This is a genomic window from Leclercia sp. AS011 (genome assembly GCF_037152535.1).
Classification (GTDB): domain Bacteria; phylum Pseudomonadota; class Gammaproteobacteria; order Enterobacterales; family Enterobacteriaceae; genus Enterobacter.
In genome coordinates, this window is the sequence record NZ_JBBCMA010000001.1 from 2,012,446 (window position 1) to 2,035,473 (window position 23,028).

23 protein-coding genes are annotated in these 23,028 nt (G+C 58.5%); 11 read left to right on the plus strand and 12 right to left on the minus strand.

Annotation, left to right across the window (positions count from 1 at the left end; genetic code table 11):
• Positions 1-153: 153 nt before the first annotated feature.
• Positions 154-690, plus strand: coding sequence for a sterol desaturase family protein (locus tag WFO70_RS09575; protein ID WP_337015839.1), 537 nt, complete (start codon positions 154-156; stop codon positions 688-690).
• Here WFO70_RS09575 and crtB read toward each other — a convergent pair.
• Genes crtB through WFO70_RS09600 form a run of 5 tightly spaced genes read right to left on the minus strand, consistent with a single transcriptional unit; the run spans position 629 to position 6,143 of the window.
• Positions 629-1,555 carry a 15-cis-phytoene synthase CrtB gene (gene crtB, locus WFO70_RS09580; RefSeq protein WP_337015840.1) on the minus strand — a complete coding sequence of 309 codons (927 nt, stop codon included), beginning with the start codon at positions 1,553-1,555 and terminating at the stop codon, positions 629-631. The two genes, WFO70_RS09575 and crtB, sit on opposite strands and share 62 nt — an antisense overlap.
• Positions 1,552-3,030, minus strand: coding sequence for a phytoene desaturase (locus WFO70_RS09585; protein ID WP_337015841.1), 1,479 nt, complete (start codon positions 3,028-3,030; stop codon positions 1,552-1,554). The genes crtB and WFO70_RS09585 overlap by 4 nt, the downstream gene beginning before the upstream one ends.
• Positions 3,023-4,198, minus strand: a complete 1,176-nt coding sequence (gene crtY / locus WFO70_RS09590; protein WP_337015842.1) for a lycopene beta-cyclase CrtY — start codon at positions 4,196-4,198, stop codon at positions 3,023-3,025. The genes WFO70_RS09585 and crtY overlap by 8 nt, the downstream gene beginning before the upstream one ends.
• Positions 4,198-5,226: a type 2 isopentenyl-diphosphate Delta-isomerase gene (gene fni, locus WFO70_RS09595; RefSeq protein WP_337015843.1), complete on the minus strand. Its 1,029-nt coding sequence runs from the start codon at positions 5,224-5,226 to the stop codon at positions 4,198-4,200. Before fni ends, crtY begins: the two co-directional genes overlap by 1 nt.
• Complete coding sequence (locus tag WFO70_RS09600) at positions 5,223-6,143, minus strand: polyprenyl synthetase family protein (RefSeq protein ID WP_337015844.1); 921 nt, start codon at positions 6,141-6,143, stop codon at positions 5,223-5,225. Before WFO70_RS09600 ends, fni begins: the two co-directional genes overlap by 4 nt.
• A 388-nt stretch (positions 6,144-6,531) precedes the next feature.
• Here WFO70_RS09600 and WFO70_RS09605 point away from each other — a divergent pair, with 388 nt between their 5' ends.
• Positions 6,532-7,266, plus strand: coding sequence for a hypothetical protein (locus WFO70_RS09605; protein ID WP_337015845.1), 735 nt, complete (start codon positions 6,532-6,534; stop codon positions 7,264-7,266).
• Complete coding sequence (locus WFO70_RS09610) at positions 7,263-8,939, plus strand: hypothetical protein (RefSeq protein WP_337015846.1); 1,677 nt, start codon at positions 7,263-7,265, stop codon at positions 8,937-8,939. Before WFO70_RS09605 ends, WFO70_RS09610 begins: the two co-directional genes overlap by 4 nt.
• Positions 8,940-8,961: 22 nt before the next feature.
• Here WFO70_RS09610 and WFO70_RS09615 read toward each other — a convergent pair whose 3' ends face one another.
• On the minus strand, positions 8,962-9,504 hold the full coding sequence (locus tag WFO70_RS09615) for a TetR/AcrR family transcriptional regulator (RefSeq protein ID WP_337015847.1): 543 nt from the start codon (positions 9,502-9,504) through the stop codon (positions 8,962-8,964).
• 81 nt (positions 9,505-9,585) lie between these two features.
• On the opposite strand from WFO70_RS09615, the gene WFO70_RS09620 reads away from it, so the two are divergent.
• Positions 9,586-10,803: an MFS transporter gene (locus WFO70_RS09620; RefSeq protein WP_337015848.1), complete on the plus strand. Its 1,218-nt coding sequence runs from the start codon at positions 9,586-9,588 to the stop codon at positions 10,801-10,803.
• Positions 10,793-11,605, plus strand: a complete 813-nt coding sequence (locus WFO70_RS09625; protein ID WP_337015849.1) for a Cof-type HAD-IIB family hydrolase — start codon at positions 10,793-10,795, stop codon at positions 11,603-11,605. Before WFO70_RS09620 ends, WFO70_RS09625 begins: the two co-directional genes overlap by 11 nt.
• Before the next feature lie 67 nt (positions 11,606-11,672).
• On the opposite strand, the gene WFO70_RS09630 is transcribed toward WFO70_RS09625, so the two are convergent.
• The gene (locus WFO70_RS09630) at positions 11,673-12,908 is read right to left on the minus strand and encodes an MFS transporter (protein WP_337015850.1); all 1,236 of its coding nucleotides are present in this window, start codon (positions 12,906-12,908) and stop codon (positions 11,673-11,675) included.
• Positions 12,909-13,075: 167 nt separating this feature from the next.
• On the opposite strand from WFO70_RS09630, the gene WFO70_RS09635 reads away from it, so the two are divergent.
• From WFO70_RS09635 to deoR, 3 genes are all read left to right on the plus strand, one after another.
• On the plus strand, positions 13,076-13,804 hold the full coding sequence (locus WFO70_RS09635; RefSeq protein ID WP_337015851.1) for a phosphatase PAP2 family protein: 729 nt from the start codon (positions 13,076-13,078) through the stop codon (positions 13,802-13,804).
• Positions 13,805-13,811: 7 nt separating this feature from the next.
• Positions 13,812-14,420 carry an undecaprenyl-diphosphate phosphatase gene (gene ybjG, locus WFO70_RS09640; RefSeq protein ID WP_337015852.1) on the plus strand — a complete coding sequence of 203 codons (609 nt, stop codon included), beginning with the start codon at positions 13,812-13,814 and terminating at the stop codon, positions 14,418-14,420.
• Positions 14,421-14,487: 67 nt separating this feature from the next.
• The gene (gene deoR, locus WFO70_RS09645) at positions 14,488-15,246 is read left to right on the plus strand and encodes a DNA-binding transcriptional repressor DeoR (RefSeq protein WP_337015853.1); all 759 of its coding nucleotides are present in this window, start codon (positions 14,488-14,490) and stop codon (positions 15,244-15,246) included.
• A gap of 94 nt (positions 15,247-15,340) precedes the next feature.
• On the opposite strand, the gene dacC is transcribed toward deoR, so the two are convergent.
• Positions 15,341-16,546 (minus strand): serine-type D-Ala-D-Ala carboxypeptidase, encoded by a 1,206-nt coding sequence (dacC, locus tag WFO70_RS09650; RefSeq protein WP_337015854.1) that lies wholly within the window; start codon positions 16,544-16,546, stop codon positions 15,341-15,343.
• A 256-nt stretch (positions 16,547-16,802) separates the two neighbouring features.
• Here dacC and WFO70_RS09655 point away from each other — a divergent pair, with 256 nt between their 5' ends.
• Positions 16,803-17,429 (plus strand): glutathione S-transferase family protein, encoded by a 627-nt coding sequence (locus WFO70_RS09655; protein ID WP_337015855.1) that lies wholly within the window; start codon positions 16,803-16,805, stop codon positions 17,427-17,429.
• Between the two features lies 1 nt (position 17,430).
• Here the strand turns inward: WFO70_RS09655 and WFO70_RS09660 are convergent, their stop codons facing one another.
• Together WFO70_RS09660 and bssR are read right to left on the minus strand one after the other, a co-directional pair.
• Complete coding sequence (locus WFO70_RS09660; protein ID WP_337015856.1) at positions 17,431-18,549, minus strand: PQQ-dependent sugar dehydrogenase; 1,119 nt, start codon at positions 18,547-18,549, stop codon at positions 17,431-17,433.
• A 104-nt stretch (positions 18,550-18,653) separates the two neighbouring features.
• The gene (gene bssR, locus WFO70_RS09665; protein WP_337015857.1) at positions 18,654-19,037 is read right to left on the minus strand and encodes a biofilm formation regulator BssR; all 384 of its coding nucleotides are present in this window, start codon (positions 19,035-19,037) and stop codon (positions 18,654-18,656) included.
• Between the two features lie 252 nt (positions 19,038-19,289).
• Here bssR and WFO70_RS09670 point away from each other — a divergent pair, with 252 nt between their 5' ends.
• Positions 19,290-20,210: a LysR family transcriptional regulator gene (locus tag WFO70_RS09670; RefSeq protein WP_337015858.1), complete on the plus strand. Its 921-nt coding sequence runs from the start codon at positions 19,290-19,292 to the stop codon at positions 20,208-20,210.
• Between the two features lie 14 nt (positions 20,211-20,224).
• Here WFO70_RS09670 and WFO70_RS09675 read toward each other — a convergent pair whose 3' ends face one another.
• A complete protein-coding gene (locus WFO70_RS09675) occupies positions 20,225-20,398 on the minus strand; it encodes a glycine cleavage system protein T (RefSeq protein ID WP_337015859.1) in 174 nt (57 codons plus the stop codon).
• A 193-nt stretch (positions 20,399-20,591) separates the two neighbouring features.
• On the opposite strand from WFO70_RS09675, the gene rimO reads away from it, so the two are divergent.
• Complete coding sequence (rimO, locus tag WFO70_RS09680) at positions 20,592-21,917, plus strand: 30S ribosomal protein S12 methylthiotransferase RimO (protein ID WP_262673089.1); 1,326 nt, start codon at positions 20,592-20,594, stop codon at positions 21,915-21,917.
• 89 nt (positions 21,918-22,006) lie between these two features.
• Here the strand turns inward: rimO and WFO70_RS09685 are convergent, their stop codons facing one another.
• Positions 22,007-23,017, minus strand: coding sequence for an SIS domain-containing protein (locus tag WFO70_RS09685; RefSeq protein WP_337015860.1), 1,011 nt, complete (start codon positions 23,015-23,017; stop codon positions 22,007-22,009).
• Positions 23,018-23,028 lie beyond the last annotated feature (11 nt).

Below are 23,028 nucleotides of genomic sequence, written 5' to 3' on the forward strand. Positions count from 1 at the left end.
CCATCAACCCCGCCGTTTTGGTTCAAGGTTGATGGGTTTTTTGTTGCCTGCCGTTCAGGCATGAAATCAACGCTCCCCCGCCCCACCCTTCCCCCCAATTACCTGTTACGCTTAATACCTGAGACCAACATTCCCCGAGCCCAAGGAGTACCAATGCTCGCGTTGTACAACACCGCAATCGTGCTATTAACCGTTGCCGCCATGGAGTTAGTCGCCGCCCTTGCGCATAAGTACATCATGCACGGCTGGGGGTGGGGATGGCATGAATCACATCACGAGCCGCGCACCCATTGGTTTGAGGTGAACGATCTCTACGCGGTGGTGTTCGCCGTGCTGGCGATAGTGCTGATTGCGCTGGGGACATGGGGTCTGTGGCCGCTACAGTGGATTGGGGCCGGGATGACGGCTTACGGCGCGCTCTACTTTATGGTGCACGACGGGCTGGTGCATCAGCGCTGGCCGTTCCGCTATATCCCGCGTCGGGGATACCTCAAGCGCCTGTATCTGGCGCACCGCCTGCACCACGCGGTGCGGGGCAAAGAGGAGTGCGTCTCCTTTGGTTTTCTGTATGCGCCGCCGGTTGAAAAATTGCAGGCGACGCTACGCCAGCGCAAGGCGCGTAATGCGGCTAGCGCGGACGCTGCCAGAGCCCGGCCGGACGCGGTGCCGGCGTCGCAAAACGAGAAGTGAGCGCCTGCCCGGCGCCTTTCAGCAGTAATCCTGATTTCTCAATCGCGCTGGTTCCCTGCCGTCTTTCCCAGGCGCGGGAACCCGCCGCGCTCACCTTAATGCCAATCTCACGGTACACCCCATGCGCCGAGGCAATCGCCCAGGCGGATCGCAGGGGCAGCCCGGCCAGCCCCGCGCGGGCAGAGGCGTAATAGGGTTCGGCTTCCGCCACCAGCCGGTAGGCCAGCCGGGCCAGCTTCGGGCGCATCTCAGCGCGCTCAAGCGCATCAGCCGGGATACCCTCCTCTGCCAGCCACCGGGCGGGCAGATAACAGCGGCCCACCCGGGCATCCTCCACGATATCCCTGGCGATATTGGTCAGCTGAAACGCCAGGCCTAAATCACAGGCACGGTCGAGCACGGCTTCATCACGCACGCCCATCACCCGGGCCATCATCAGCCCCACCACCCCCGCCACACGATAGCAGTACTGCAGGGTGTCATCGAAGGTCTCGTAATGGGTCTCGCGCACGTCCATGGCAAAGCCATCAAGATGGTCGTAAGCCAGCTGGAGCGGGATGTTGTGGCCGAGGGCTACCTCCTGAAAGGCGGCGAAAGCGGGTTCGCTCATTTCGCCTCCTTCCCACGCGCGCAGGGTCTGATTTTTGAGCATCTCCAGCCGCTGTTCTGGCAGGGTGCTGTCCACGGGCGTGACGTTAAACCCCAGCTCCTGGCCGTCGATCACGTCGTCGCAATAGCGGCACCAGGCGTAGAGCATCAGCACGCTGCGCCGGGTGGCCGGATCGAAGAGCTTCGCCGCGGTGGCAAAGCTTTTCGAGCCCACGGCGATAGTGTCGATCGCGTGATCCATCAGGGAGGTGTTCATCGGGAGAGCGCCTCCAGCATCAGCCCTGCGGTGGCTTTGGCCGACCCGATCACCCCGGGAATACCCGCGCCCGGATGGGTTCCCGCTCCGACCAGGTAAAGGTTGGGGATCCGGCTGTCGCGATTGTGCGGCCGGAACCAGGCGCTCTGGCGCAGGATCGGTTCGACAGAGAAGGCGGAGCCCAGATGAGCTCCCAACTGGTCACGAAAATCGAAGGGGGTGAAGATGCGGTGGGTCACCAGCTGGCTGCGCAGCCCCGGCATGTAGTGGGCTTCCAGATAAGCAAAAATCCGGTCGCGCAGGCGCGGCCCCTCCACGTCCCAGTCGAGATCCGCAGTGCCCAGGTGGGGCACCGGGGCTAACACGTAATAGCTGCCGCACCCCGGCGGTGCCAGGGAGGGATCGGTGACGCAGGGGGCGTGCAGATAGAGGGAAAAATCGTCCGCCAGGGCGTTTTTATTAAAGATGTCGTCGATCAGTTCTTTGTAGCGTGGCCCGAAACAGACGGTGTGGTGCGCCAGATGGTGCTGCTTGTTCAGGCCAAAATAGAGCACAAACAGGGAATTACTCATCCGCTTGCGCTTGAGCGATGCCGCCCGCGCCGCCCCCGCCGGATGATGCCCCAGCAGCTTCTCATAGGTATGCACCACGTCGGCGTTGGAGGCCACCGCGGCGGTCGGGATGGTCTGGCCGTCTTTTAGCTCCACGGCGCGAATGTGGTCGCCCTCGGCCACCAGCCGGGTCACTTCGGCATTCAGCCGCAGCTCGCCGCCGAGATCCTGATAGAGCTTCACCAGCCCCTGCACCAGCGCCCCGGTTCCGCCCCGGGCAAACCAGACGCCCCACTCCCGCTCAAGGGCGTGGATCAGGGTGTAAATGGACGAGGTGGCAAAAGGGTTACCCCCCACCAGCAGGGAATGAAAGGAGAACGCCTGCCGCAGCTGCTCATTCTCGATAAAGCGCGAGACCATGCCGTAGACGCTGCGCCAGGCCTGCAGGCGGGTGAGCTGCGGCGCGGCGCGGAGCATATCGCGGAAAGAGAGAAACGGCACCGTACCGAGCTTGAGATAGCCCTCGTTAAACACCTCCCGCGAGTAGGCGTGAAACTTGCGGTACCCCTCCACATCGCGCGGGTTGAAGCGTCTGATCTGCTCCTCCAGCCGGGTCTGCACATTGTCGTAATCAAACACCTCGCCCGTCTCCCAGCACAGGCGATAGAACGGCGTGACCGGCAGCAGATCGACATAATCCGCCATCCGCTTTCCGGCGAGGGTAAACAGCTCTTCGATGGCGCTGGGATCGGTGATCACCGTCGGTCCGGCGTCAAAGGTGAATCCTTTATCCTGATAAACGTACGCGCGTCCGCCGGGCTTGTCCCGCTGCTCCAGCAGAAGGGTGGCAATGCCCTGCGCCTGCAGCCGAATGGCCAGCGCTAGTCCGCCAAAACCGGCACCAATAATCACTGTTTTATTCATGGTGAAACGCTCGCATCCGGGGAGTGAGTTTCAGTACGGCGAGCATCGCTTCGCCAACGGGAACGGGGGGCTTACCTGCCAGGATCCGCGCTTTATCGGCCAGGGTCAGTTGCCCGGCGTAAAAGCGGGCAATCAGCCCTTCGTTAAGAGAGTAAAAACGCTGCATCACCTGCCAGCGTTTATCGGCATCTCCCGCCAGGAACAGCATGCGGTTCAGGGCGCGGAAAAAACGCTGCGCATGCCACTGGCGGCGGGCATAGCGATGAATAACGGCAAAGATCGCCGCCGCGCTAATCTCCGCGGTGTTGGCGATGGCCTCGGCCAGCGCCACCGCGTGCGGCAACGAGTAGCCGGTGGTGGCGTGAAACAGCCCGGCGCGCAGGCCGCTGCACGGCTGCGGCTCCCGCGCCTGCCAGTAGGCCGGGAAATCGCCCCCCAGCATAATCGGCAGATGGCCCTGCTCTTCCCGAATCAGGCTCGCCAGGCACCAGCCCTGCTGGCGGGCATAGTCAGCAATGTGCTGCCGCGCGGCGCTGAGATGCAGTTCGGCGGCGTCAATGTAGTGGGTATCTTCGATCAGCAGTTCGGTGGCAGAAAGCGGGAGGGTATAGACAAAACGGTATCCATCCTGCTGATTGACCGTGGCGTCCATCAGTATCGGCCGGGTCAGGCCGTGCGGCTGGCGCAGACGCCACTCCTGGCCGAGGAATGACTGGCTGCCGGTGTTGAGGTGCCTGTCCGGCGTGTAGCCCCGGCCATCAATCACCGCCCGGGCCTGGAACCGGGTACCGTCGGCAAGCGTCACCGTCTCCGGGGTGAGTGCGGTCACGACGGCGTGAGTGTGGAGGTTCAAATCAGCGGCCTCGGTCAGCACGGCGGCAAAACGCGCGGAGGTGATGCTGAGATACTCTCCGGCAAGGGTCCGGTTGAGGTCGGGAAAGCGGACGTCGTACCCCTGCCAGCGATGCGCAATTAAAGGGGCAATCCACTGATGCTGGCCGGGGGTAATGTCACCTTCATGAAAGGACCAGGTATGATTCCCCCCTGGCAGGTCGTCGGCTTCGAGGAGCAGCACCCGCAGCTCCGGGCGCTGTTGCCACAGCCGCAGCGCGATCAGGCCGTTCGCCAGCCCTCCGCCCGCTAATATAAGATCCCATTCGTGCGCCATCAGGTCTGGGCCACCAGCGGGGCCTGACGCAGCTGCGCCAGATTGGCGCTCCCGGTGCAGAAACAGGCGACGCGCAGCTGGTCGATGATCACCTGGAAATGATCGATGACCGCCTCGGGGGAGATTAACGCGCTTTGCAGCACCCCGGCCGCCTGCCCCCCCAGGCTGGCACCCAGGCGGATCGCTTTAGCCACCTCGATACCGTTGGCGATCCCGCCCGAGGCCACCAGCGGCATGTCGGGCAGGGCCTGATGCAGATCCTGTAAGGCCGTCGCAGTAGGGATCCCCCAGTCGGCAAAGGCCATCGCCACCGCCCGGTCGTGGGCAGTGACGGCGCGTTCGCCCTCTACTGCCGCCCAGCTGGTGCCGCCTGCGCCGGCGACATCCAGCATCGCCACCCCCGCCGCGGCCAGCTGACGGGCAACCGGTACCGAAATCCCGTTGCCCACCTCTTTAACCACCACCGGGACGTGCAGCGCCTCGACGGTCTGCTGAATGGCGGCGATCACTCCGCACCAGTTGCGATCCCCGCCATGCTGTAGCGCCTCCTGCAGCGGGTTGAGGTGGATAATCAGCGCATCTGCCGAAAGCGTCTCTACGGCGCGTCTGGCATAGTCGAGGCCCTGGCGGCCAGCGATTTGCGCTGCACCCAGGTTGGCCATCAGCACCACGTCCGGGGCAACGGATCGTAGCTCGCGCGTCAGGCCATAATTTGCCTCGCTCTCCAGCGCCACGCGCTGGGATCCCACCCCCATCGCCAGCCCCAGCGCCTGCGCGGCGAGGGCCAGATGCTGATTGATCTGGCTTGCCCGGCGGGTGCCACCGGTCATGGAGCTGATCAGCAGCGGCGCATTCAGGGTGCGACCCAACAGCCTGGTCGTGAGATCGATATCATCCAGATGCAGTTCGGGCAGCGCGCAGTGGCCGAAGCGCCATTTTTCAAAGCCGTTGGTACACTTTTTTGCGCCGGGTGCGCCGTTCAGTACGATATCGAGATGATCGCTTTTACGTTGCGACAGGCTGCTCATTGACACTCCGACAGGGATAACGACAGGCTCTGGCTGATAAGCATCAGCTGTTTTTCAAACCAGACGTGGACATAGTAGCGGGCGGTATTTCCCGGCTGACAGGCGGTGGCAATATGTTGATCGGCGCTGCGCACATGCTCGCGCAGCCGCAGGAACACGCTTTCTGCCCCCAGCACGGCGACCAGCGTCGATTTATCTTTATCCTGATGGGGATCTTTGCCGTTGGCCGTTGAGCCGTCCGTCAGGTCATCAATCAGCTGGAAGGCCTGGCCGAGATCGCGGGCGAAAAAGCGCAGACGTTCGCTCACCTGAGGCGGCGCATCGGCCGCGATGGCCGCCAGCTGCAGGGTGGCATTGAACAGGCTACTGGTTTTCAACTCATTGGTGAGCAGGATCTCATCGGCATTGCGGCTCTGGCGGGCCTCATTGAGATCGCGAAACTGCCCCTGCACCAGCCCCATATGCCCCACCGAGGCCGAGAGCTCAGCAATCGCCCGCGCTCTTGCCTCGTGCGTCAGGGAAGGCGCGCGGGAGATCACGCAGAAAGCGTGACTCAGCAGGGCCACCGCCGCCAGGATCGCCACGTTTTCACCGTACTGATAGTGAACCGTTGGCCGCCCGCGTCTGAGCATGGCGTTGTCCATGCACGGCATGTCGTCCAGGATCAGGGAGGCGACGTGGACCATCTCAATGGCGCAGGCCAGGTCCAGAAGACCGGTCTGCTCGGTTTTGTAGCCCATATCCGTTGCTGCCAGCAGCAACAACAGCGGGCGCATCCGCTTGCCGGCGACAAGCATGGATTCACGCATGGCCGCATAGACCTGGCCCTCCTGCTCTCCCTCGGGCAAGAGTTGTTCCAGACGCTGTTCAAACGCAGACAGCAGCATTTTTACATCATCTTCATGACTAAGGGTCATAGGGGCTTCCCCGGTGTTAGGTGGCGACGTCCGCAGAAGGGGTAAAAACGCTTGCCGCAGGGTGGATTTACAAAGCGTAGCGTATCCTTCTGCGTTTTGTTGCCCGTCGGGAAAGGGGAAACCAGACTATGCTTTAAAATTCAATAATATCAGATACTTAAAATTAACGTCGCGGAGTAAATTGCACAAAAATTTACATTTGTGGAGATTTTCTGGAACCCGGTTCTTTACGCCCCCTCACCCTCCTCGTAGTCAGGCAGATCCCATCCCCTGGATCCCCCACCAGATTTGGATATTGACGCCTCGTCACAACATGTTAACTTTCCTGAGATTTTTCTCATGGATGGTTGCTAAAAAATAACCAACCAAAACGGACTTACGGATGAATATGTCACGACACACTTTAACCCTGCGTAGCTTTCTGATTCTGGGATTAATTCTTGGGTTAAGTGGCTGTTCCGTCCGTTACGATAAAAACGGCAAAATTCTCTTTAATACCGATCTGGCGAGCGTGCTGGGAAACGAAGTGGGACAGTTTACGCTGGCGGATGGCTCGACCGGCGCATTACGCGAGCTGAACGGTCGCTACAGCCTGAAGTGGAGCAATCTGATGATTGAGCGCCCAATCGAGGGCGTCAGCTGGGCGCGGATCATCAATCAATATCACATCGAAGGGCACACCTTGCTGCTGCTGAAAGTGGCGACCCCCTCCTGCCCGGCGCAGTATCGCCTGGTCGATCTGCAAAGCACCCGTTCCCAGGAGTGGGCCTTCACAGGGGTCTGCGATGCCGGGCCGGACATCACCGCCAGCGCGGACAAACTGCAGCTGAACTTCCTCACCGGCAATCGGATCGAACAGTTCAACTGGCAGCATGGTGAGGTTTACCATCGCCGCCTCCCGGTTCAGCCACCGAAAACCGTGGTGAGCAGCAGTAACGAGAAAGTCAAAACGTCCCGCAAAACGAAAGCGCAGCCCGTGGCAAAGCCAGTCAAACGTACCCCGACTAAAACGGTGGATCCGCTCCCGCCGAAAGTTGCCCAGCCTGAGCTGGACAACTCCCTGCCGACGGAAATCTATGCCCCGACCAAAACCCGTCAGACCAGCCTGGAGCTCAAGTCATGACCGAACAGGTTCAGGAGCAGCAATGGAGGCAGGACGGCATCAAACGATCGGTGCTCCCCGCCTGGCAAAACTGGCTGGTGACGGGCATTACCCTCACCTATCTCATTTGTGAACTGGCGTTCAACTCTCGCCTGCTGGATCTGGTTGGCAGCGTGTCGACGGCCGATGAAGTCCACCATATGGAACGCTACGGGCGGACCTTAACCGCCATCGCGGCGGCGCTGCTGGTGTTACAGTTCTCTCTGGTGGGCCTTGTACGCCTAAAGAAAAGAGGCACGTACCTTACCGCCAAAGCCAGCACCGGCGGAGTGCTGCTGCTGTGCCTGATCGCGGGCACCCTGACGTGGCATGCGGTGGAATGGGTGATTGAACGCCAGGTGTCGAAGAGCACGGGGGAGTTTCGTCAGATGTCCCTGCTGGCGCAGCTCTACCAGCACGCGTTAATTGAAGGCCAGCAGACGCTGGAGGGGATCCCGCTGGACAGCGCCGGTGGACAAGTACAAACCTGGACCAGCCCCTCCGGAAAGGCGTTTCTGGCAACGTTACCGATCCTGTTAAGCGCCTCCGATCGCTACCGTAAGCTGCTGGAAAGCGGTACGGAGCAGAATTTACGCGACAACATCAGCGCGCGGGAAGGCGGGCTGCTGGGCTACTACAAAGCCTGGCTTGAAGCGCGTGAAGAGGTGCATAAACAGTACCTCGCTTACTACAACGACGAGATGGATATCAGTGAAACGGTACGGCTTGAGCAGGCCAAAGCCTGGCAACGCTATGAACGTTCCTTAGAGGCGAAGCGCCTGAAAACCTGGAACGTCCCGCGACGTTATTACGCTACCGTGCGCAATCAGGTTCGCGGCCAGGGTGTTCCCGTCAGCAATGACTGGTCGCCGTCAGATCGTTCCGGCTTTAACGCCGCAGTAGCGAAAGCTGCGCGACAGAAGTACCTCGCCCAGCGGACCGTGGTTTACAAAGGCGTGACTATTCCTAAGCGACTCGACTGGGGCGTCTTCTTCCGCCTGAACGTGGTGCAAAAAGCATTACGTGAAACGCTGCTGCTTCCGGCAAATACGCTGGTTCGGGAGGAGTATCCGCTAACTGACAAGTTGAAAAGCTTCGCCCTTGAGCTGCACACGCCCCACCTTGACGAGGCGGTGAAGCGGCAATTACCTGAGCTGCGGGCGGCTGTAGCAAGCTATAGCGCCGGTGGGGTCAATGAAAAGCTGGGTGAAGATGCTGCCCGGGCGGTGATTGTGCCGCCCATTGCGCTGATGTTCTCTCTGGCGGGGGCGCTCACGCACCTGGCAAAACTGCTCTATTTACTCCTCGTTCCCCTGACGGCGGCAATCTTAACCCGTCGCGCCTCGCGCCCGGTGCGGTTCCTGAATCGCCACCCGCTGGCCTTCCCCGTGGCATTGATTGCGGCTCTGGTGGTCACGTTCGGCGTCATCAATAACAGCATCACGGGATCCGTGGCTTATCAGAACCTGAAAGACGGTTTAGCGGGCGCCAAAATTTCCATTACCGATGAACCCTTACCACTCAGTGGCGGAGCGGTATTGCGGGTGGTGCATGCCGTCAGTATCGGACAGAGCTACAGCTATCCGGTCAATCAATATCTGCGCGAACATGTACTGCAGGGCTTTGATTTCGGCTATGTGACCCGCGACGAGTAGCTGCGCGGCGGACATCACCCTGTTATACCCCCGCTATCCTGCCCACCATCACCCGTAACGCTTCCCGCGTGAGCGGCTGCCGGTCGGTGACAAAATGCAGGGTCATCCCTTCAATGAAGGCGTCCAGCGCGCGGGCGGTGATCGGATCGAACCACTGCTCCAGCGTCGTCTGGCTGGTTTTCATCCAGTCCTGCATCACGGTTTTTAACGAGGGGCTGCGGTTCATAAAGGCATAAAGCTGGTACATCAGCTCCATGTTATGCGGCGTGGTGACCTGGGAGCTGTAAATCAGGGTGGTGATGGACTCACAGGCCATCTCCGGCCCCGTCACCCCGGCAAAGAACTCGCGGTACTGGACCGACATCTGCTGCGTAAACCAGGTGAAGGCCTCTTCAAGCAGCGCATCCATGCCGGAAAAATAGTAGGTCATCGACCCCAGCGGCACCCCGGCGCAGCTGGCGATTTTGCGATGGGTGACGGCGTTGAGACCATGCTCAGCGATGGTGTCGAGGGTAGCCTGCAATATCCGTTCCCGCCGTTGCGGATCGTTGGGTCGTCTGTTCATTTTTACCTCAGCGCATTTATGTACAAATGTACACAAACTTGCTAGTGTTGTCTTCTATGTTGTCCTTCTGGTAACGAACCCATGACCGTCATCTCACCGCGCAAACTTCTGCAACGCCGCCTGTGGGCGCTGTTTATGTTCTTCTTTATCCCCGGCCTGTTAATGGCCTCCTGGGCCACGCGCACCCCAGCCATCCGCGACATTTTGTCGGTCTCGACGGCGGAGATGGGCATCGTGTTGTTTGGCCTGTCGATAGGCTCGATGAGCGGCATTCTCTGTTCCGCCTGGCTGGTTAAGCGCTTCGGTACCCGGACCGTGATCCGCACCACCATGTGCTGCGCGATTGTGGGTATGATGATGCTTAGCGCTGCGCTGTGGTTCGCCTCCCCGCTGGCATTTGCCCTCGGGCTGACGGTGTTTGGCGGTAGTTTTGGCGCAGCGGAAGTGGCGATCAACGTCGAAGGTGCCACCATCGAGCAGGAGATGAACAAAACCGTGCTGCCGATGATGCACGGCTTTTACAGCCTCGGCACCCTGGCCGGTGCCGGTATCGGCATGGCGCTGACCGCCTCCGGCATTGCTGCCACCACCCATACTTTGCTGGCCGCGCTGGTCTGTATCGCCCCGGTTCTGCTGGGGATCACCGCCATCCCGGACGGCAACGGCCGGAACCTCGCAGGTGAGACTAAATCGGGTGAAAAAGGGCTGCCCTTCTGGCGCGATATGCAGCTGATGCTGATTGGCGTGGTGGTGCTGGCAATGGCCTTTGCCGAAGGGTCCGCGAACGACTGGCTGCCGCTGCTGATGGTGGACGGCCACGGCTTCAGCCCTACCTCCGGCTCGCTGATCTACGCCGGGTTTACGCTGGGCATGACCGTCGGGCGCTTTACCGGCGGCTGGTTTATCGACCGCTACAGCCGCGTGACGGTGGTACGCGCCAGCGCCCTGCTGGGCGGACTGGGCATTGCCCTGATTATATTTGTCGATGTCGACTGGGTGGCCGGCGTGTCGGTGGTGCTGTGGGGGCTGGGTGCATCGCTCGGCTTCCCGCTGACTATCTCCGCGGCCAGCGACACCGGCCCGGATGCGCCAGGGCGCGTCAGCGTAGTGGCCACCACCGGCTATCTTGCCTTCCTGGTGGGCCCGCCGCTGCTGGGCTTCCTCGGGGAGCACTACGGCTTACGCAGCGCCATGCTGGTGGTATTAGGATTAGTGATAATTGCCGCGCTGGTCGCCAGGGCGGTTGCCAAACCGGATTCGCAGGCTAAATCTGCCATGGAGAATGGATATGAGCGTTAAACTTATTGCGGTTGATATGGATGGCACCTTCCTGAACGATGCGAAGCAGTACAATCGCGCACGTTTTCTGCGCCAGTACGCGCAGATGAAGGAACAGGGCATACGGTTTGTGGTCGCCAGCGGCAACCAGTACTACCAGCTGATCTCCTTTTTCCCGGAGATCGCCGATGAGATCGCCTTTGTCGCCGAAAACGGCGGCTGGGTGGTCAACGCCGGGGAAGATGTCTACAACGGCGAGCTGACGCAGGAGCAGTTCGCCACCGTGGCGGAGTTCCTCTGCGCCATTCCGGAAGTGGAAGTTATCGCCTGCGGGAAAGGCAGCGCCTACACCCTGAAACACTATGGCGAAGCCTTTCACGATCTGGCGGCCAAATATTATCACCGGCTGGAAAAGGTGGAGAAGTTCGACAACTTTAACGATATCTTCTTCAAGTTTGGGTTAAACGTGCCGGACGACGAGATCCCGCGCATTCAGGCGATGATCCATGAGAAGCTGAGCGATATTATGGTGCCGGTTACCACCGGTCACGGCAGTATCGACCTGATCCTGCCGGGGGTCCACAAAGCCAACGGTCTGCGTCTGTTGCAGGAAGTCTGGGGCATCGACAACAGCGAAGTGGTCGCCTTTGGCGACAGCGGCAACGACGTGGAGATGCTGTCTCAGGCCGGGTTTAGTTTTGCGATGGCGAATGCCCGGGATCACATCAAGGCGGTCGCCCGCTATGAAGCGCCGCACAACAACGACGAAGGGGTGTTGGAGGTAATTGATCGCGTGTTAAACCGTGAGGCCCCGTTCAATTAAGCCCGCAGTTTCGTAGGCCGGGTAAGGCGCAGCCGCCACCCGGCAAAAATGCGGGCACCATGCCCGCTTAATCCGGCTGTAACGAACTGCCCACCCGCTTGTCTTTCAGGAACACAAACATCAGCCCCAGCCACAGAATGCCGTTCGCCAGATTGAACAGGCTGAACAGCCCGTTGCCGCCGCTGCTGAAGGCGTGTTTACTGACTTCGATCCCGACGGTGAAGATCAGCATCTGTAGCATCCCCATCGCCGCCGACACCGTACCTTTGCTCATCTCGCTGGCAAACAGCGTCAGGCGCACCAGCCCGGCATTCGCCAGCCCAATACCAAACGCATAGATGCTCAGCCCGGCGGTCATCCACAGATACGCGTGGGATGACACCACCGTCGCCACCGCGGCCACCACCAGCCCAATCACAATCGGCCAGCCGCCCATGATGATTAACGAGCGCACGCTGCGCCGCGACGTCAGGCGGGCCAGCACGAGGTTACCGACAATCAGCGCGCCGAAAATCGGCACCTGCAGCAGGCCATATTCATAGCTGCTGAGCTTTTCGCCGCTGATGATGATCACCGGCGACTGGGCAATCCATGCCAGCAGCGGCAGGCAGACGAAACCAATCGCCAGCGATCCCGCTACAAAGCGCACGTTTTTCAGCACCAGTTTATAGTCGCGCCCCAGCTCTTTGAGTGACAGCTTTTCCCCGATGCGGGTCGCGGTTTCCGGCATCGCGCGGAACAGACCGTAAAACGAAATCGCTGCCAGGGCGGCAAACAGCACGAACATCCCCTCCCACGGCGCGACGTGAACCCAGGCCGCCCCCACCAGCGGGCCGAGCAGGGGCGCAATCAGCGCCACGTTAGCCATCAGGGCGGTGATTTTAATGCACACCGCCTCCTCAAAGGACTCCTGGATGGCGGCGTAACCGACAGCGCCGATAAAGCACAGGCTCACCCCCTGTAAAAAACGCAGCACCATAAACTGCTCGATGGTTTGCGCCAGCAGGGTCGCCAGGCAGGTGACGATAAACCACACCACCCCGGTCAGCATCACCGGACGACGGCCAATACGATCCGACAGCGGCCCAAGCAGCCACTGCAAGAACATCCCCCCCGCCAGATAGGCGGTCATGGAGGTGGGTACCCACTCGATCCCGGCGTTGTACTGCGCCACCACGGCCAGCATGCCGGGCTGGATCATATCGTTACCGATATAGGTGGAGAATTCGTACAGCACCAGACACAGCGGGAACAGCAGCGCCTGACGCCCGAGGCGCGTGCGGGAAGAAGAACGGTTTAGCATGGAGTCTCAATATCCGATAAAAAATCGCGCAGAGTGTAATGAAATGGCCGCACCAGCGATAGCAGATTAGCGCCGCCGTACCGAAATAAGGCACAAATCGCTGTCGTTTAAGGTTTCCTTAAGTTGCCATCCGTATGCTTAGGCTTTTCCAGTCATTGACCTTAATTATGACACAAATCATCTCCGCTTCAGAATTGTCTAACTTAAAGACTTCTAAGACAAAAGCCCTTTACCGGTTACCGGTTCGTTTTTATGGTTATCAGCTTATTGTGCTGCTGGTTCTGGCCGGGCTTTTTACCTGGCTTTCACGGGATGAAACCCTTGACCGACTGCTGACGGGCTACTGGTTTGACGCCGCGAGCCAGCATTTTCCGCTGCAGCAAAACGCGCTGCTGGATCTGCTCAATCATCGACTGGCGAAATACATGACCATTGCCGTGGCGACAGGCACCCTGCTTTACGGCGCGTACAAACGCAGTCCGCGATTAGTCACCGCAGCGCTGCTGATGGGGCTGGGTACGGCAGTGGTGGGTATCCTGAAAGCCATCAGCCACCACAGCTGCCCCTGGGATCTGGTGGAGTACGGCGGTAAAGCGCTGTCGTATCCCCTGTTTGACTCAGCGCCCCTCGGTAGTGGGCCTGGCCGCTGTTTTCCGGGGGGGCACTCCTCCAGCGGCTTTATGGTGATGGGACTGTTCTTCGCCTTCTGGCGCGAGCGTCCTCGCCTGGCCTGGGGAATGGCGATCGCCGGTGCTGTGCTTGGGCTGGTCATGGGCTATGGCCAGGTGATGCGCGGGGCACATTTCTTCTCGCACAACCTGTGGGCAGGTTGGTGGGTGTGGTTTTCACAGGTGGTGGCTTACGGCCTGGTTTCCACCTGGTTTGCAAAAGAGTAACGAAGGTATGTTAGAAAATCTGAACTACGGACTGTTTGAACTGATTAACGCCACCCCGGCTTCCCCGGAATGGAGCATCGATCTGGCTATCTTCGTGGCGAAGGACCTGATCAGCATTGTCCCGGCGCTGATTGCGATCCTCTGGCTGTGGGGGCCGCGCAAGCAGGTGGGCGCCCAGCGTCAACTGGTGATTAAAATCGCCATGGCGCTGGTGATCAGCATGGCGGCCTCCTGGCTGCTGGGTCATCTGTTCCCCCATGACCGTCCGTTTGTCGATCACGTCGGCTATAACTTCCTGCACCACGCCGCGGATGACTCCTTCCCGAGCGATCACGGTACCGCCATTTTCACCTTTGCCCTGGCGTTCCTGCTCTGGCACCGGGTCTGGTCTGGCATGGTATTGATGCTGGTGGCCTGCGCTATCGCCTGGTCCCGCGTCTATCTTGGGGTCCACTGGCCGATGGATATGCTGGGCGGACTGATGGTCGGGCTGCTGGGTTGCCTGAGCGCGCAGATCCTGTGGAACCTGTTCGGTCAGGCCCTCTACCAACGCCTCTCGCAGCTGTACCGCTTCTGCTTCGCCCTGCCGATCCGCAAAGGCTGGATACGTGACTAATTTGGGTCTCACGAGGTAAACTTGAGCCCCCGGCGTAACGGGGGCTCATTTATCGCTCTGAGGACCTATGGAAACACGACGTGACGAACGGCTGGCTCAACTGATTAATGCGCTCAAGCGCAGCGATAAACTGCATCTGAAAGAGGCAGCCGCACTGCTCGGCGTCTCGGAAATGACCATTCGTCGCGACCTCAACAGTGAAAGCGGGCCCGTGGTGCTGCTCGGCGGCTACATTGTCCTCGAACCCCGCAGCGCCAGCCACTATCTGCTGAGCGACCAAAAAACCCGCCTGGTGGAAGAGAAGCGCAAAGCGGCGCGTCTGGCTGCCTCGCTGGTGCAGCCTCACCAGACCCTGTTTTTTGACTGCGGCACCACCACGCCGTGGATCATCGAAGCCATTGATAACGACCTGCCCTTTACCGGGGTCTGTTACTCCCTGAACACCTTTCTCGCCCTGCAGGAAAAACCCGAGTGCCGGGTGATCCTCTGCGGCGGTGAGTTCCACGCCAGCAATGCCATCTTTAAACCGCTTAACCTGCAGGACACCCTCAGCAACCTGTGTCCGGATATCGCCTTCTACTCCGCGGCAGGCGTGCACGTGCGCCAGGGGGCGACCTGTTTTAATCTGGATGAATTGCCGGTTAAACAGTGGGCGATGAATATGGCCCAGTATCATGTGCTGGTGGTGGATCACAGCAAGGTGGGTAAGGTGCGCCCGGCGCGAATGGGGGAGCTGACGCGCTTTAACGCGATTGTCAGCGACTGCCGTCCGGATGAGGAGCTGGTGACTTATGCTAAGGCGCAGCAGATTAAATTGATGTACTGAGTGCGGTTTATTGCCCGGCGGCGCTGCGCTTGCGCGGGCCTGGGTAAAACCGTAGGCCGGGTAAGGCGAAGCCGCCACCCGGCGCTGTTTTTAACTATTTAAACCAACCGCCAAACCAGTCGTGGAATTTCATCAGCACGTAATCCCACATCCGACCAAAGAACCCGCCCTCTTCTACCGCTTCCATCACAATCAGCGGACGCTGCTCAATGGACTTGCCGTTCAGCTGGAAGTCGATATTGCCGACCACCTGGCCCTTTTTCAGCGGCGCGGTCAGCTGCTTGTCGGTCAGGGTGTAGCTGGCTTTCAGGTTTTTCAGCTGGCCGCGCGGAATGGTGACCGAGCCGCCTTCACCGGCACCGAGATTGACCTCGCTCTTATCGCCAAACCAGACGCGCTGGCTGACAAAGGTAGCATCCGGCTTGATCGGGGTAACGGTTTCGAAGAAGCGGAAGCCCCAGGTGAGCAGTTTTTCTGACTCATTGAAGCGGATGCGGTCGGTTTTGGTGCCCAGCACCACCGAGATCAGACGCATATCGCCCTGGGTTGCCGAGGCCACCAGGTTGTAGCCTGCTCCGGCGGTGGTGCCGGTTTTCATCCCGTCAACGTTGACGTTGCTGCTCCACAGCAGACGGTTGCGGTTCGGCTGGCGGATCTTGTTGAAGGTAAACTCTTTCTCTTTGTGGATCGCGTACTCTTCCGGCACATCATGAATCAGGGCTTTACCCAGCAGCGCCATATCGCGGGCGGTACTGAACTGGCCCGGCGCGTCCAGCCCGTGAACGGTTTTAAAGGTGGTGTTGGTGAGGCCTAATTTCTGCGCGTAGCCATTCATCAAACCAATGAAAGAATCCTGGCTGCCCGCCACATAATCGGCCAGCGCGATGCAGGCATCATTTCCCGACTGAATGATTACCCCTTTGTTCAGATCGGAAACGGCCACCTGATCCCCCGGTTTGAGGAACATCACCGAAGATCCGCGCAGCGCGGGGTTGCCGGTCGCCCAGGCGTCTTTACCGATGGTCACCATGTCGGTGAGCTTAATCTTACCCGCTTTCAGCGCCTGCCCTACGACGTAGCTGGTCATGATTTTGGTCAGGCTGGCAGGATCGAGTTTTTCATCTGCATTGCCTTCTGCCAGCACTTTGCCGCTGGCGTAGTCCATCAGGATCCAGGCGCGGGCATCAACAGGCGGAGCCTCGGGCGCCGCCTGTTCCGCTGCGTACAGCGAAGGTGCAAAAAGGACCAGCAGCGCAGAACCTGCCACCAGACCGCGTAAAGAAAAAGTGTTTCGCATCATAATGCCACCCGAGTTTCCATTCCAAAAATCACGTCACATCGCCGTGCCGCAAGAAGCGATGAGTAATAACCCACTGGAGCCTTAAAAAAAACCAAAAGCGGGTAAAGTTTTTAAAGTTTATGCAATAACAACCCGATACGCTTTGACCACATCGATTTTTTTCGCGTCTGTTGCGTATTGGTTAGGTTTATCTCACCATGTAAAGCCATCAACACGGATTTCATCTTGATATCGGCTTTATTTATAAGGGGTTATTATGATTACTTTGTGGGGCAGGAACAATTCGACCAACGTTAAAAAGGTAATCTGGACGCTCGAGGAGCTGGATTTACCCTTTACGCAGATCATGGCGGGACTGGAACACGGAGTAAATAAAGAGGCCGAGTATCTGGCGATGAACCCCAACGGCCTGGTACCGCTGCTGCGCGACGATGAAACCGACCTGACCCTGTGGGAATCCAACGCCATTGTGCGCTATCTCGCGGCGCAGTACGGTCAGAACCGCCTGTGGATCGATGCCCCGGCGAAGCGTGCCGTCGGCGACAAGTGGATGGACTGGGCCAACCAGACGCTCTCCCCTGCCCACCGGGTGATTTTGATGGGGCTGGTGAGAACCCCGGAAGCCGAGCGTAACTACGCGGCCATTGACGCCGCCAAAGCCACCTGCGAATCCCTGTTGGCCCTGATGGATGATACCCTGGCGACACAGGCGTGGTTCTCGGGCGACGACTTTGGCGTGGGTGATATCGCCGTCGCCCCCTTTGTCTGGAACTTGACCAACATTGGCCTGACGTGGACGCCACGTCCGCATCTGGAACGCTGGCTGGCGAACCTGACCGAGCGTCCGGCCTACCGCAACGTGGTGATGATCCCGGTAACCTGATCTACCCTCTGGACGGGCTGACTTTTAACAGCTGCCCGTCTGATTCATCGGTCAGCACATAGAGATAGCCGTCCGGCCCGACGCGTACATCGCGCACCCGCTGGTTGCGGTCGCCGAGGATCCTCCCCTCTTCCGTGACGCTATTGCCGCTGACGTTGAGCACAATTACATCCTTATCCTTCAGCGCGCCGATAAAGAGTTTGTTCTTCCATTGCGGGAAAACGTCGCTGTTATAGAACGCCATGCCGCTCACCGCCGGGGACTGTTTCCAGACGAACAGCGGCGGCTCGGTTCCCGGGGCCGTTTCCCCTTTCGCTTCCGGGATCGGCAATCCGCTGTAGTTGATGCCGTGGGTCGCCAGCGGCCAGCCGTAGTTTTTGCCTCTTTCCGGGATGTTGATTTCGTCCCCGCCGCGCGGGCCGTGCTCATTGAGCCACAGGGTGTTGCTCCACGGGTTCATCGCCATCCCCTGCGGGTTGCGAATGCCGTAAGACCAGATCTCCGGCCGCGCCTGTTTGTTATTCACGAAGGGATTGTCGTCCGGCACCGCGCCCTGATCGGTCAGACGTACCACTTTGCCCTGCAGCTTATCCAGATCCTGGGCGGTCGGGCGCTGGTTATTCTCGCCTAATCCAACATACAGATAGCCTTTGCCGTCGAACACCAGCCTGCCGCCAAAGTGGTTGCCGGTAGAGAGTTTCGGCTGCTGGCGGAAGACCACCTTAAAGGCCTCCAGCCGGGCGTTATCCTCGCTCAGACGGCCATACCCCACCGCCGTACCCGCTTTTCCGTCGTCGCCCGCTTCGGCATAGCTCAGCCAGACCCGGCGGGAGGTGGCGAAGTCGGGAGCCAGCGCCACGTCAAGTAACCCGCCCTGGCCGCTGTCCCAGACCTTCGGCACCCCGACGATGGGATCCGAGAGGCCCTTGCCCGCCTGCCAGCGCTTAAGCTGTCCGCCTTTCAGGGTGATCAGCATGCCCTGATCCTGCGGCAGGAACGCCAGCGCCCAAGGGTGATCGAGTTTATTTTGCAGCACCGAAACCTGCACTTCGGCGGGCGCGGCACAGAGTGAAGCGGAGATGAGCAACAATGGCAGGGAAATAAGCGAGGATCGACGCATAACGCACTCCTTTTCGACGTATGCCTTAAAGGTAGTCACTCAGCGCAGGGGCATTGTTACTTTTACAAAAGCTTAATCAGATGGGGGAGTTGCCTCCCCCGGGATCAGTTCTGAATCAGCGGTGCATGTGATTTCAGATACTGGATGCAGAGAGTGAGATCGTTCAGACAGTTTTCCAGCTTCTCTGCGTTGACGGCGATGAACGTCGGGCAATCGTGGTTGCCGGTCATCATACAGACGCCTGCGGTGGTGAGCGATCCGGCGGCGCGATACAACATCGCCTGCTCGTCGGCATTGCAGTACGCTCTCAGTTCCGGCGCTTTTTCACGCATGTAGGTACAGAGTTCAAAGAAGTTGTCACGCAGATGGTCGCTTTCGCTGACTGACATATACCCCTTCGCTTTCCTCAACTGCAGATAGGCCGCGAGATCGATGTGGGCATTGATCATCTTGTTAAGAAGATCGCGTTTCAGTCTGTCAACGGACATGCTATTTCCCCCCTTGTCAGCTTTAGAACACCTTCAGATTATGTCTATTTTTTGTGCAATTTAATGCTTCAGGTCAATAATCCGCGACGGACTACTAAAATTTACAATGTTAAAACAGCGGGCGAAGGGAGCAGCGACAAGGCAGGAGATAAGGCTGAGCATAAAATCATGCTTTTACCTCAACGCGCGGATCGGCAAGCCTGCTATTTTTGAGGGGTTATGGGGAAGCGACCGCGTTGAAACAGAGGGCGTATGCCAACGATACCGGTGTCAGAAAAGATAATCTCGTTAAACCGGATCGACCTGAATCTGCTGACGCTTTTTTGCTTGATTTACAGCGTGGGCAGCATCTCGAAGGTGGCGGATATGCTGGACATTTCCGCCTCTGCCGTCAGCCAGTCGCTGCGAAAACTGCGCGAGCAGATGGGGGATAACCTGTTCGTCCGCAGCGGCAACACCCTGTTGCCCACCGTGTATGCGGATGAACTCTATGACAACATCCTGCCGATTATCGACAAGCTCGCCACCCTGCTCCCCCTCTCATCCCGCATTAAAAAGCGACGACTGACTCTCTACACCGAGTCGTTTGTCTCGCCGTTAGTGGTGCCGGAACTGACGCAGAAGATTGTCAGCATGAACGCGGATATCAGCCTGCTGCACCGCACCGCCGAGCTTAACGAAGCCAAAATTACCGAACTGTTGAACATGCGCCAGGCGGATGTGGTGTTCTCCACCTTGTCTGTTGAGAGCAGTAATATTTCTTGCCAGAAGATGAGTGATATGACGCTGGTGTTGATTGCTGCAAAGGATAATCCTCTTTATGGGGATACGGTAACGGAGGAGATGTTCAGGGATGCCAGCCTGGTGGGTTACAACACCAAAAACGAAAAGATTATCTATCATCGCAGCATCGTGGATAAAAAGTTCCGCTCCAGCGAACGCTGTCTGCTGACCACCTCTTTTGCTTCCATCCTACTGATTGTCTCTACCACCGACTGCCTGGGCATTATCCCGGAAAAGGTTTTTGCCACCTATTCCGGGATGTATCAGCTGAAAAGAGTGGCTACGCCCTTTACGTTGCCGCAATTCAGTCTCTATTCGTCCTGCCGGAAAGAGACCAATAAAATGCTCTTTTCCCTGCTGGCCGATTTTTACAGCAGTCAATCGGCCTGACGCCCGGGACGTCATCAGTATTGTTTCGCCTGGTGTCTGGCGAAATCAAACTCATCGGCAATTTTTAATTCAGTGACTAATCTGGACGGAGTCAGCCCGGTGGCAACAGATATATGCGCCAGCTCGACGCCATGGGTGTGGAGGGTTTTGGCCATTTCTAATTTGGATTGCAGATAGATATCTCTCATTACGTACCTCGTGTGTGTTATCGACGAGGTGAAAGATAGGTTATCTGTTTTGCGTATCCAATAAGGGGCCCTTAAAGCCGGGATAAGTAATTCTTAGCCGTTCTCTTCGCCGCACAGGGATCTGTATAAATCCCCGCAAGAACGCTGTACAATCCCTGCCCTGATAACTCCATAACTGACTACTTTTTAATCTATGAGCAATGTTACGCACCAGCCGAAAATCGGCTTCGTCTCGCTGGGCTGCCCGAAAAACCTGGTGGATTCCGAACGCATCCTGACCGAACTTCGCACCGAAGGCTATGACGTCGTACCAAGCTACGACAACGCCGACATGGTGATCGTTAACACCTGCGGCTTTATCGACAGCGCCGTGCAGGAGTCTCTGGAAGCCATCGGTGAAGCACTTACCGAAAACGGCAAGGTGATTGTCACCGGTTGTCTGGGCGCCAAAGTCGATCAAATCCGCGAAGTCCACCCTAAGGTGCTGGAAATCACCGGTCCACACAGCTACGAGCAGGTGCTGGAACATGTGCATCACTATGTACCAAAACCAAAGCACAACCCGTTCCTGAGCCTGGTGCCGGAACAGGGCGTGAAGCTGACCCCGCGTCACTATGCGTACTTAAAAATTTCCGAAGGCTGCAACCACCGCTGCACCTTCTGCATTATCCCGTCCATGCGTGGCGATCTGGTGAGCCGTCCGATTGGTGAAGTGCTGGCCGAAGCCAAACGTCTGGCCGATGCGGGCGTGAAAGAGCTGCTGGTGATCTCCCAGGACACCTCCGCCTACGGCGTGGACGTCAAGCACCGCTCCGGTTTCCACAACGGCGAGCCGGTGAAAACCAGCATGGTCGGTCTGTGCGAACAGCTCTCTAAGCTGGGCATCTGGACGCGTCTGCACTACGTCTATCCGTACCCGCACGTGGACGACGTGATCCCGCTGATGGCGGAAGGCAAAATCCTGCCGTATCTGGATATCCCGCTGCAGCACGCCAGCCCGCGTATTCTGAAGCTGATGAAGCGCCCAGGCTCCGTTGACCGCCAGCTGGCGCGCATCAAGCAGTGGCGTGAGATCTGCCCTGATCTGACCCTGCGCTCCACCTTTATCGTCGGCTTCCCGGGTGAAACCGAAGAAGACTTCCAGATGCTGCTCGACTTCCTGGTTGAAGCGCGTCTGGACCGCGTGGGCTGCTTCAAGTACAGCCCGGTGGAAGGCGCGACCGCCAACGAACTGGCCGATCAGGTGCCGGAAGAGGTGAAAGAGGAGCGCTGGAACCGCTTCATGCAGCTGCAACAGCAGATCTCTGCTGAACGTCTGCAGGAAAAAGTGGGCCGCGAAATTCTGGTGATCATCGATGAAGTGGACGAAGAAGGCGCGATTGGCCGCAGCATGGCCGATGCTCCGGAAATCGACGGCGCGGTCTACCTGAACGGTGAAACCAAAGTGAAACCGGGTGATATCGTGCGCGTGAAGGTTGAAAACGCCGACGAATATGACCTGTGGGGTACGCGGGTTTAATCGACTCTGTGCATAACGCCTGATGGCGCTGCGCTTATCAGGCCTACGGTTTTGTAGGCCCGGCAAGCTTGCGCCGCCGGGCGTTAATTTTAATACTCGAACTGCCGGTAATAACGGCGAATATCCAGACTGTGGCCGGTATAGTGCTCGAAATGGGCAGCCAGACGGTCCACCAGCAAGGTTGAGATCACGCACGGCGCCAGCAGCCAGCGGAACGCATCATCAATCCCCGCCAGCGCGTACTCACGTGGATCGAATACCACCAGGTTATCGGTAATTTTCGCCGCAAAACGCTCAACGCGGTCATCCAGCGCCCGGCATTTGCCCTCGCCTTTCACCAGGAACAGCGGGACGTCTTTCTCCAGCAGCTCCAGCGTGCCGTGGAAGAACTCCGCCGAGGAAACCGATTTGGTGCGCTTCCACTGCATCTCCTCCAGAATACACATCGAGAAAAGATAGACCTCGCCCCACATCTCCGCCCCGCCAATCCACATCATATAGTCGGCGCTGTGATATTTTTGCGCGATGGCATCGGCCTGCGGATCAAATTGCTTTTTGGCGTTGAGGAGATTCTCAGGCAACAGCTCCAGCTGGCTGGCGAAGCGGTCATACTGTTCAAATTCCCCGTTACCCTGTAATAAACGGAAGAATACCCAGTACAGCAGCATGTACTCATATTCCACGCCGTTCTTGTGACGCATCGGAATATGCCAGGTGGCGGCGTCCGCCAGCGGCGAGTCGCTGTTTCTGGTGATCGCCACCACGCGGATCCCCTGGGCTTTGCACCATTCGGCAATGGCCACCGACTCTTTGGTATCGCCCGATTTCGACAGCGTAATCACCACCGAATCTTTATTTAAGCGTTTATGTCCGGCATGAATTAATTCCGCCGCCTGCTCAAGGTAAACCGGTATTTCGGTTAATTCCCGGGCGAAGGCATTTATCGCCATCATTGGCGCGAGCGATCCCCCGACCGAGGCGAAAAATAGCGTGCTGAAGCCCTGCTGAATAATCTCATCAGCAACCTGTTCCGCCTGTTTACGCGCAGCAACAATCTCACGAGCACTGGTCAGGTACTCGTCCTGATTAAAACCTAACATAGTTATTCTCC

What these genes read in the sequence shown, in the direction of transcription:
- fni (WP_337015843.1), bottom strand. Translation starts at nt 5,226, where the DNA reads ATGAGCAGCCTGTCGCAACGTAAAAGCGATCATCTCGATATCGTACTG.
- ybjG (WP_337015852.1), top strand. Translation starts at nt 13,812, where the DNA reads ATGTTAGAAAATCTGAACTACGGACTGTTTGAACTGATTAACGCCACC.
- crtY (WP_337015842.1), bottom strand. Translation starts at nt 4,198, where the DNA reads ATGGCGCACGAATGGGATCTTATATTAGCGGGCGGAGGGCTGGCGAAC.
- WFO70_RS09625 (WP_337015849.1), top strand. Translation starts at nt 10,793, where the DNA reads ATGAGCGTTAAACTTATTGCGGTTGATATGGATGGCACCTTCCTGAAC.
- WFO70_RS09615 (WP_337015847.1), bottom strand. Translation starts at nt 9,504, where the DNA reads ATGAACAGACGACCCAACGATCCGCAACGGCGGGAACGGATATTGCAG.
- WFO70_RS09630 (WP_337015850.1), bottom strand. Translation starts at nt 12,908, where the DNA reads ATGCTAAACCGTTCTTCTTCCCGCACGCGCCTCGGGCGTCAGGCGCTG.
- WFO70_RS09605 (WP_337015845.1), top strand. Translation starts at nt 6,532, where the DNA reads ATGTCACGACACACTTTAACCCTGCGTAGCTTTCTGATTCTGGGATTA.
- WFO70_RS09620 (WP_337015848.1), top strand. Translation starts at nt 9,586, where the DNA reads ATGACCGTCATCTCACCGCGCAAACTTCTGCAACGCCGCCTGTGGGCG.
- WFO70_RS09635 (WP_337015851.1), top strand. Translation starts at nt 13,076, where the DNA reads ATGACACAAATCATCTCCGCTTCAGAATTGTCTAACTTAAAGACTTCT.
- bssR (WP_337015857.1), bottom strand. Translation starts at nt 19,037, where the DNA reads ATGTCCGTTGACAGACTGAAACGCGATCTTCTTAACAAGATGATCAAT.
- WFO70_RS09660 (WP_337015856.1), bottom strand. Translation starts at nt 18,549, where the DNA reads ATGCGTCGATCCTCGCTTATTTCCCTGCCATTGTTGCTCATCTCCGCT.
- WFO70_RS09600 (WP_337015844.1), bottom strand. Translation starts at nt 6,143, where the DNA reads ATGACCCTTAGTCATGAAGATGATGTAAAAATGCTGCTGTCTGCGTTT.
- WFO70_RS09610 (WP_337015846.1), top strand. Translation starts at nt 7,263, where the DNA reads ATGACCGAACAGGTTCAGGAGCAGCAATGGAGGCAGGACGGCATCAAA.
- WFO70_RS09675 (WP_337015859.1), bottom strand. Translation starts at nt 20,398, where the DNA reads ATGAGAGATATCTATCTGCAATCCAAATTAGAAATGGCCAAAACCCTC.
- rimO (WP_262673089.1), top strand. Translation starts at nt 20,592, where the DNA reads ATGAGCAATGTTACGCACCAGCCGAAAATCGGCTTCGTCTCGCTGGGC.
- dacC (WP_337015854.1), bottom strand. Translation starts at nt 16,546, where the DNA reads ATGATGCGAAACACTTTTTCTTTACGCGGTCTGGTGGCAGGTTCTGCG.
- deoR (WP_337015853.1), top strand. Translation starts at nt 14,488, where the DNA reads ATGGAAACACGACGTGACGAACGGCTGGCTCAACTGATTAATGCGCTC.
- WFO70_RS09575 (WP_337015839.1), top strand. Translation starts at nt 154, where the DNA reads ATGCTCGCGTTGTACAACACCGCAATCGTGCTATTAACCGTTGCCGCC.
- crtB (WP_337015840.1), bottom strand. Translation starts at nt 1,555, where the DNA reads ATGAACACCTCCCTGATGGATCACGCGATCGACACTATCGCCGTGGGC.
- WFO70_RS09670 (WP_337015858.1), top strand. Translation starts at nt 19,290, where the DNA reads ATGCCAACGATACCGGTGTCAGAAAAGATAATCTCGTTAAACCGGATC.
- WFO70_RS09685 (WP_337015860.1), bottom strand. Translation starts at nt 23,017, where the DNA reads ATGTTAGGTTTTAATCAGGACGAGTACCTGACCAGTGCTCGTGAGATT.
- WFO70_RS09585 (WP_337015841.1), bottom strand. Translation starts at nt 3,030, where the DNA reads ATGAATAAAACAGTGATTATTGGTGCCGGTTTTGGCGGACTAGCGCTG.
- WFO70_RS09655 (WP_337015855.1), top strand. Translation starts at nt 16,803, where the DNA reads ATGATTACTTTGTGGGGCAGGAACAATTCGACCAACGTTAAAAAGGTA.